Genomic DNA, 7,750 nt, shown 5'->3' on the forward strand with positions numbered 1-7,750 from the left:
ACCGCAGTCCACACCCCGGTCGGAATTTCCGACCGGGGTGTTTCCATGCTCGAGCAGGTTAGAGTCGGTGCATGCCCGCCGCTCCCCTGCCGTTGCGCGACGGTCTGGACCCCACCCGGGTGCGAATGCCGGACAAGGCAACCGGGGTGACCGTGCTCGAGCATCTGCGCGCCCGGTTCCCCCAGGACGCAGCCAGGCTGACCGAGAAGGTCGCCGGCGGCGAGATCGTCGACGCGGCAGGCGTACCCATCGATTCGACGACGGTCGCGAAACCGCGATCGGACATCTATCTCTACCGCGATCCGCCGGTGGAGCCGACAGTGCCGTTCTCCCTCGACGTTGTCCATCAGGACGAAAACCTGCTCGTCGTCGACAAGCCGCACTTCCTGGCCACCACCCCACGCGGTGCCTACGTCGCGCGATCTGCCCTCGTCCTGCTCCGACGCCGGTTCGACCTGCCCGAACTGAGTCCGGCGCATCGCCTGGACCGACTCACCGCCGGCGTTCTGGTGTTCACCGTCAGGCAGCAGGCTCGGCGGCCGTACCAGGAGTTGTTCGCTCAACGCGCGATCACCAAGCAGTACGACGCCATCGCCCCACTCGCCCAGGACCTCGACTTTCCGCTGACCGTACGCAGCCGAATCATCAAGGAACGCGGCGTCCTTCAGGCTCGTGAGGTACCCGGCGAGCCCAACGCGGACACTTTCGTAGAACTCGTCGACACGCTCGGAACCCACGGCCTGTACCGATTGCATCCTCGAACCGGAAAGACCCACCAACTTCGAGTTCACATGTGCTCGTTGGGAATTCCGATCGTCGGCGACAATTTCTACCCGGCGTTCCGCGATGTCGCCGACGACGATTACTCCGACCCCCTCCGCCTGTTGGCCCGTTCGATCGAGTTCGTCGATCCGCTCAGCGGCCTGGTTCGACGGTTCGAGAGCGATCGGAGTCTCGAACCATCTGCGATGCAGCAGATTCGGCCGTGACGTCGGCGATCTCGGCGGTACGCACCGTGATGCGATGCGAAATGACTGCGAGCGCGAACAATCCGATCGCAACGTTGACCAGCGCGGCAAATCCTTCCTGAGCGAAGTCCACGAGGGCGTTGAGCAGAGTGAATATCAACGCGGACACTCGGAGGATGCGCAGAGGCCAGAGCGGGCCTTCCGGGCGCAACCGCAGCATCGCCGGCAGCGCCGTGGCGAAGGTGAGGCAGGCACTGACGAACAGGATCCCGCTGGCAATTCCCATGCCGTCGATGTCGATCGACAGATCGCGCCGATCGATGTCCAGGTCCCCGATCACGAGTTCGACGATTCCGAACACCACTCCGGCCCCGGAGAGCAGAACCAGTCCCCAGCCGACGACGGGAATCCACCGGGGGCTGGTGAAGAAGGCGGGGATCAGCCGGGGAACGAAGTTCCACAGCGAGTGAGTCCGCGACGTCGACGAACGACAGCGACCGAGCAACAGTCTGATCCCGGCCACGGTGTCCGCGTCGGCCCCCTCTGCCTCGGCGCGCGCGAGCATCCGTAACGCCCAGTCGCGCCGATGCTCGGGCAGTCCGTGCGCGACGCCGTCGGCGGCGATCGCAGCCGCATTGGCCAGAGATTCGTCGACCGAGGGCCGGCGGAACTCCCGGACGATCCTGCTGAACACCAACAGCAGGACCACCAGGACGTACATGATCTCCGACGAGGGTCCGTAGAAATAGTCGTTGTCCTTGGTGACGAATTTGCCGACTTCGTCGAGGAACAACCCGAATCCGATCCCACCGAGCAGCACCGTGAACACCCGAACGCCGAACCCGATGAACATCCACCCGATCAGCAGCGCGAGCATCATCGCCGCTCCGCCGTACAGGGCATGAGCGATGTGCAGCGACTTTCCCCCTACCTGGGGATAGTGGGTCAGCTCCAGGTATGCCCTGGTGATCAGAATGGTCGCGATGGCCACGACCATGAATGCCTCGGATGCGGGGCTGCCGTAGGCATCGCGAATCATGCCACTGCGGTATGTGGTCCCCGAACGACCCGTCATCGATCGATTATGTGCCGCCCGCCGCGCCCACGGGCGGTTTTCGGTCGCCTCTGTTTCCCGAGTTGACAAATTCGGTTGCCGAAACTGCAATGGAGTCATGGACGACACGAACAAGGGTCTGGACGAGGTCATCGCGGGCCTCGGTCCCCGCCTCAAGCGCATCAGGATGGAGAAGAACACCACCCTGGCATCACTGTCGGACACCACGGGAATTTCGATCAGCACACTGTCACGGCTCGAGTCCGGTGACCGCAAGCCCAGCCTCGAGTTGCTCTGGCCCATCGCTCGCGCCCATCAGATGAAACTCGACGACCTGGTGACTGCGCCGCCCGTGGCGGACCCTCGGGTGCGCACCACGGCCACCGTTCGCGAGCACGTGACGATCCTTCCCCTGACGCTGCGTCCTGGCGGCCTGCAGGCATACAAACTTTTGGTCCGACCCGAGGACTCCGAGCCTCGCCCAAGAACGCACGAGGGGTACGAGTGGCTCTACGTGCTGGACGGCACCCTTCGCCTCATTCTCGGCGAGCACGATCTGACGATGAAGGCCGGTGAGGCAGCAGAATTCGACACTCGTGTGCCGCACTGGTTCGGCGCCGTCGGAAACCGGCCGGTCGAGCTTCTGAGCCTGTTCGGACCCCAGGGCGAGCGGATGCACGTGCGGGCGAAACCGACGGTATGAAATGTCATGTCCGTGTGAGACAGTGAAGCCCGCTCGACCCCAGGAACCGCTTCGGTCATCCGCACCGACCACACCATCTCGAGGAAAAAGATGACCGACAGACTGCCCGAATCGCCTGCATCTCGCACTCACGTGGACATCGCAACCGGCGTGCTCATCGGGATCCACGGCGGCTCCGTCGCCGACGCCATCGACGAGCTGTTCACGACCGCGAGGAATCACCGGGTCAGTCTGTTCGAGCTCTCTCGCACACTCATCACCGTCGCGGAGGGCCGCGACATCGAGCGATCCTCCGCAACCGATGCGGTGTACGAGGTGTGGGGCTCGGCACTCGGCCGTCGAGGCGCGGAGACGACCTTCGGTATCGTCACCGATTCCGCAGCTGTCTGATCAAACCCGGGAGTCAGCCGCGAACGGATGGATCGCTGCGCAGCTCGGGAAAGCGCGCCGTCATCGCATCGATGTGTCGGTACATCTCGTACAGCTCGGTCCTGAGTGCCGACGCCTCGGACTCGAATGCTCGAGCCTTGGATTCGGCGCGATCCGCGCGAGCTCGAAATGCCCTGGACTGCGCCAGTTCGATGGAGGCCGAACACGTCTCGATGTGTTCGGCCAGTCCTCTCGCGAACACCTTTGCCTGCTCGAGGTTGACGGCATAGTTGTCGTCTCGCGGAGCCGGTGACGCCGCGCCGTTCGCTGTGCCCATGGAACTCGTCACCCTCGATCGTCGGCCGGAAATTCTTTCGCGACTCTACGCTCGGCGTCGAATGCTTCGTTCGTGAACCGGGTCACCCGAAGACGAGCGCCAGGACCACGGACGCCGAGGTGGCGGCGATAGCGATCACGATGGTCGCCGCTATGGCTCGCTGTCGCACCGTGCGGTAGCTCGCCCCCGTACGAGCACCGGCGAAGTCGTCATCGCCGGCACCGAGATCGGAGTCGTAGAAGTCGTCCGAGTTCAGCCCGTCCTCGTCGAAATAGACGACGTCTCGCGGCGGCACCCACTGTTGCCCGTTGGCTTCGATCGCGGCCCCGAGCCGTTCGAGCCGAATCCGCGCACGGGTGGGGTACCAATCGGAGGGCGCGTGGATCGGTAGGGCCCGCGCCATCATCAGGGGCGATCTGTACTGCTTCTCCAGCGCGGCGAACGCAGCGGACGCCGTCGGATCGTCGTCGGACTTGTCGGTGAGAAACCATGCCGCTCCGGCCGCCGCACGATCGCCGAGTACCAGATACGTGTACGCGAGCAATTCGAGAATGCCGGGCGACGTCGGGTTTCGGACCAATGCGCCGACCAGTCGATCCCTGGCAGCGATGCTGTCTCCGCGCGCCAGATCCTCCTGCGCTCGATCGATCACGTCCACGCGTCGACAATAACTCGTGGACGCGAAAAAGCCCCTGCCGGAGTACCGGAAGGGGCTTTCATCGTGTTTGTCGATACATGTGCTCGTCGATCCACATCGTGGTGGCCAGGGCCGGGATCGAACCGGCGACCTTCCGCTTTTCAGGCGGACGCTCGTACCAACTGAGCTACCTGGCCGGGCGGCACCGGTACTACAATGCCATCGCAATGCCGATACTCTCGTATCGATGTTGCGACCCTGACGGGACTCGAACCCGCGACCTCCGCCGTGACAGGGCGGCGCGCTAACCAACTGCGCCACAGGGCCTTGCTGTTGTTGCCGCGCTATTTCTAGCGTAGAAACTCTCCGAACTGCAAATCCGCATCTCGCGGAGAGCGAGACGAAGAATGCTGTACTGCCGACCGGGTTGTCAAACCGATCTCTTCCTACGTACCCCCTACGGGATTCGAACCCGCGCTACCGCCTTGAAAGGGCGGCGTCCTAGGCCGCTAGACGAAGGGGGCCCGCCGAACTGCTTCGACGTTACCCTCAACGGCGTTCCGTTGGGAGCTGGGATAGCTTAGGACACTTTCGCTGTAAATCTCAAACCGGCAGGTCAGAGGCGGTTTTTGCGCAGTTTTCACTGTAGTGATCCCACCCGTGCAGTTTGAACTCGGCGAGCCAACGCTCCGACGCCATCGCAAGCAGCACGACCTCGACGGATTCTTCGAACCGCTCGCGCAGATCAGCGTTGTCGGCCACCAGATCCGACATGTAGCGCTGACCCGCCATCGACGCGGCGAGCACTCGCACGAACTTGGTCGCGTCGAACTCCGGCTTCAGGTCACCCATCGCCAGCGCACGCTCGGCCTGCGCGAGCCCCTGAGCGCCCCAGACTCGACCGCCGCCCGAATGAACCTCCGCGTAGAACTCCGGCTCGACTATCAGTCGGAACTCCGCGCGCACGATCACATCGTTCTGGAAGTTCTGCGCGATGTCGTCCACGATCCCGCGGATGACGTAGAACGGATGCGCAGTGGTGTCGGCCCACTTCTCCGTGATGGCGACGTACCGATCCAGTCCGGCAGCGAGCACAGCTCGGGCCAGATCTTCCTTGGACTGGAAATGGAAATACATCGCGCCCTTGGTGGCATTGGAGCCCTCCAAGATGGTGTTGACGGATGCAGCTGCGTATCCGCGTTTGGCGAATTCCGCCGCCGCCGCCTCCACAATGGCCGCCCGGGTCCGCCGTGCGCGCTCTTGTTGTGCCATGTATTCCGTGCCTCCGAGCCCCAAGCGCCCTGCGTATCCGCAGGTAGTACAGATAGAGAGTACTTCACCCGAACGACATGCGAGTCGACTCACCTACGGTTCGCTTCGACACATACACCCGACAGAAAAATCGGTTAGGCAACCGAAACAAGCCGAATGGTATGATCTGCGCGGCTCGAGTGCGCTGCAGGGGGTGCGCACTCGAGCCGCACTTCTGCACCCCTCCCCGCGCCGAACCACACGCCGACCCAGTCGCTTTCGGCGGTGCTCGAGACACCGTCCGTTCCCCGCGAACCGAACGGTCGACGCGTCGCCCACGCCGCTCCAGGAGCACGGGACAACTTTCGGTTGAAATCCGAATTACATTTCACGGGAACGGATCTCGAGCGCCAACTACTTCGCCTTGCTCGTTAGCATTTCAAATCTATTGCCCACCAAACGAATACGTCGTCGGTGCCGAGCGCGTTCGGTCAAATCGATTGCACGATAGTCGATATGAGAAAGACCGCTCGGTAACGTTTTCGACACGTTCACGGTCTTCGACCGAGCTCGCGCCCACGCTGACTTACTGTGAAATACACCACAGGGGGAGATCGGCCGATCCGAGACGAGTGAATGCCATGAAGGTATCGATCTGCGCATTTCGTTCCATCACGACAGTGATCGCGGTGGCCGTGCTCACGCTCTCGACGACCGGAACGGCGACCGCAGACCCTCTGGCCAACTTCGTGGCACCCGTCGCCGATCCAGCGCTCTACCTACCCACCCCACTGGGCGAGCCCTGGTTCGATCCGCCCGCAGGCTACGAACAACGACCTCCCGGGTCGGTGCTGGCAACCCGACAGGTGACCGTCGGGCCGCTGTTCACGCCGGTCACGTCGACGCAGATCCTGTTTCGTACCAACGACTCCAAGGACCGGCCCGTTGCTGCGGCCACCACCGTGATCGTGCCGATCGCACCGTGGACCGGGCCCGGAAGCCGGCCCGTCGTTGCGTACAACATGGCCATCAACTCACTCGGCAACACGTGCGCACCGTCCTGGCTGCTCCCGCGCGGGTTGGCCCGGGAGATTCCGGCAGTGCAGGCCTTCCTGGCCAAGAACTACGCCGTCGTCGTCACCGATCACGAGGGGCCACGGCAGGCATACGCCGCCGGGCGCATGGCCGCGCACGCGGTACTCGATGCCCTCCGAGCGATGGTCCGGCTACCCGAGCTCGGTTTGCCCGCGTCGTCTCCCATCGCTGTCACGGGATATTCGGGTGGGGCGATCGCCACAGGATGGGCCGCGCAAGTGGCCCCCTCGTACGCGCCCGACGTCAACCTGGTCGGCGCGGCGTTCGGTGGTCCGCCGACCGATTACCGGATTCTGCTGACGTCGATGAACGGAACTGCGGCATCGACGCTTTTCCTGTCCGCAGCGCTCGGAGTGGCCCGCGAGTACCCCGAACTGTTCTCGCTGATGAACGCCGACGGACTGCGCCTGGCCACCGTCGCCAAGGACATGTGCGTCAGCCTGCTCGCCCCCGGTGGACTGGTGGCCCCGATCCCCGCGCAGGCGCTCTCGGACATCCCCGACGTCGACCGCACCGAGATCGCCGAGAGCGTCATCGCCGCGACCCGCCTCGGCGGCGACCTCGCCCCCACCATCCCCACGATGATCTACCAGGGACAACAGGAGTTCTGGATTCCACGACAGGGAGCCGAGACCCTCTACGACGAGTGGTGCGCGCAGGGTGCGAACGTCCGACTCGAGGAGTATCTCGGCGAGCACCTGATCGTCGCGTTCAGCGGCATCCCGGGCGCGTACGCCTGGATCGACGACCGACTGGCCGGCATTCCGGTACCGAGCGGATGCAGCAGCTTCGGACGCTGACCCCGGTCGACACCACTGCCGGGGGTACTGCCCGTCGGCACCGCGCGGCCCATTACACTTTCGAGCCGCGCCCCTATAGCTCAGTTGGTAGAGCTACGGACTTTTAATCCGCAGGTCGTAGGTTCGAGTCCTACTGGGGGCACCACACACCGTCCGGGTAACAGTGATCACACCTGTCCGGAACGTACACTCGGACGTAACGATCGGCCGAGGTTGAGCGACGTGCAGGGGGAACTGCAGCGGTCGTGAACTCGCGAAAGCCGGTCGGAGGATCGGCGCTCCGGGGGCGCACCGCGTCGATCGACACCGAACATCACGACCGCCGGAACAGCAAGTGAACAGGCTCGACACGGTTCACACCGAACCTACGGTGCCGTAAGCTGGACCGGTCGTACGCAATCTATGGAGGCGATCTAATGGCGAGGGATCTGACACAGCTCGAGCTTCTGCAAGAGCTGGTGCCCACTGCCGAGGACAATGTGAACCGTCACATCTCGATGGCGCGGGAGTGGCACCCTCACGACTACGTCCCGTGG

The 7,750-nt window shown here is 63.8% G+C and carries 8 protein-coding genes, 4 tRNA genes and 1 pseudogene; 6 read left to right on the plus strand and 7 right to left on the minus strand.

The window, feature by feature from the left end; translation table 11 throughout:
- Positions 1-71: 71 nt before the first annotated feature.
- Positions 72-989 (plus strand): pseudouridine synthase, encoded by a 918-nt coding sequence (locus tag CH291_RS03860; RefSeq protein WP_094686750.1) that lies wholly within the window; start codon positions 72-74, stop codon positions 987-989.
- On the opposite strand, the gene CH291_RS03865 is transcribed toward CH291_RS03860, so the two are convergent.
- Positions 916-2,043 (minus strand): hypothetical protein, encoded by a 1,128-nt coding sequence (locus tag CH291_RS03865; RefSeq protein ID WP_256980714.1) that lies wholly within the window; start codon positions 2,041-2,043, stop codon positions 916-918. The two genes, CH291_RS03860 and CH291_RS03865, sit on opposite strands and share 74 nt — an antisense overlap.
- A gap of 97 nt (positions 2,044-2,140) precedes the next feature.
- Here CH291_RS03865 and CH291_RS03870 point away from each other — a divergent pair, with 97 nt between their 5' ends.
- Complete coding sequence (locus tag CH291_RS03870) at positions 2,141-2,725, plus strand: helix-turn-helix domain-containing protein (protein ID WP_094686751.1); 585 nt, start codon at positions 2,141-2,143, stop codon at positions 2,723-2,725.
- Between the two features lie 90 nt (positions 2,726-2,815).
- Entirely contained in the window at positions 2,816-3,115 is a 300-nt protein-coding gene (locus CH291_RS03875) for an ANTAR domain-containing protein (protein WP_094639366.1), read from the plus strand.
- Positions 3,116-3,128: 13 nt separating this feature from the next.
- On the opposite strand, the gene CH291_RS03880 is transcribed toward CH291_RS03875, so the two are convergent.
- The 6 genes from CH291_RS03880 to CH291_RS03905 form a co-directional block, all read right to left on the minus strand.
- Positions 3,129-3,431: a hypothetical protein gene (locus tag CH291_RS03880; protein ID WP_068047928.1), complete on the minus strand. Its 303-nt coding sequence runs from the start codon at positions 3,429-3,431 to the stop codon at positions 3,129-3,131.
- Between the two features lie 82 nt (positions 3,432-3,513).
- Positions 3,514-4,089: a DUF6584 family protein gene (locus tag CH291_RS03885; RefSeq protein ID WP_094686752.1), complete on the minus strand. Its 576-nt coding sequence runs from the start codon at positions 4,087-4,089 to the stop codon at positions 3,514-3,516.
- A 99-nt stretch (positions 4,090-4,188) separates the two neighbouring features.
- Positions 4,189-4,265: transfer RNA gene (locus CH291_RS03890), tRNA-Phe, on the minus strand.
- A gap of 56 nt (positions 4,266-4,321) precedes the next feature.
- A tRNA-Asp gene (locus CH291_RS03895) sits at positions 4,322-4,395 on the minus strand.
- Between the two features lie 124 nt (positions 4,396-4,519).
- Positions 4,520-4,592, minus strand: a tRNA-Glu gene (locus CH291_RS03900).
- 79 nt (positions 4,593-4,671) lie between these two features.
- Positions 4,672-5,340 (minus strand): TetR/AcrR family transcriptional regulator, encoded by a 669-nt coding sequence (locus CH291_RS03905; RefSeq protein ID WP_068047934.1) that lies wholly within the window; start codon positions 5,338-5,340, stop codon positions 4,672-4,674.
- A 620-nt stretch (positions 5,341-5,960) separates the two neighbouring features.
- On the opposite strand from CH291_RS03905, the gene CH291_RS03910 reads away from it, so the two are divergent.
- From CH291_RS03910 to CH291_RS27100, 3 genes and pseudogenes are all read left to right on the plus strand, one after another.
- On the plus strand, positions 5,961-7,214 hold the full coding sequence (locus CH291_RS03910; RefSeq protein ID WP_094686753.1) for a lipase family protein: 1,254 nt from the start codon (positions 5,961-5,963) through the stop codon (positions 7,212-7,214).
- A 69-nt stretch (positions 7,215-7,283) separates the two neighbouring features.
- Positions 7,284-7,359: transfer RNA gene (locus CH291_RS03915), tRNA-Lys, on the plus strand.
- A 271-nt stretch (positions 7,360-7,630) separates the two neighbouring features.
- A pseudogene (locus CH291_RS27100) lies at positions 7,631-7,750 on the plus strand (acyl-ACP desaturase); the annotation flags it as partial.

Origin of the sequence: Rhodococcus sp. 14-1411-2a (genome assembly GCF_002259485.1) — a bacterium.
GTDB lineage: Bacteria > Actinomycetota > Actinomycetes > Mycobacteriales > Mycobacteriaceae > Rhodococcoides.

What these genes read in the sequence shown, in the direction of transcription:
- CH291_RS03870 (WP_094686751.1), top strand. Translation starts at nt 2,141, where the DNA reads ATGGACGACACGAACAAGGGTCTGGACGAGGTCATCGCGGGCCTCGGT.
- CH291_RS03865 (WP_256980714.1), bottom strand. Translation starts at nt 2,043, where the DNA reads ATGACGGGTCGTTCGGGGACCACATACCGCAGTGGCATGATTCGCGAT.
- CH291_RS03910 (WP_094686753.1), top strand. Translation starts at nt 5,961, where the DNA reads ATGAAGGTATCGATCTGCGCATTTCGTTCCATCACGACAGTGATCGCG.
- CH291_RS03880 (WP_068047928.1), bottom strand. Translation starts at nt 3,431, where the DNA reads ATGGGCACAGCGAACGGCGCGGCGTCACCGGCTCCGCGAGACGACAAC.
- CH291_RS03905 (WP_068047934.1), bottom strand. Translation starts at nt 5,340, where the DNA reads ATGGCACAACAAGAGCGCGCACGGCGGACCCGGGCGGCCATTGTGGAG.
- CH291_RS03860 (WP_094686750.1), top strand. Translation starts at nt 72, where the DNA reads ATGCCCGCCGCTCCCCTGCCGTTGCGCGACGGTCTGGACCCCACCCGG.
- CH291_RS03875 (WP_094639366.1), top strand. Translation starts at nt 2,816, where the DNA reads ATGACCGACAGACTGCCCGAATCGCCTGCATCTCGCACTCACGTGGAC.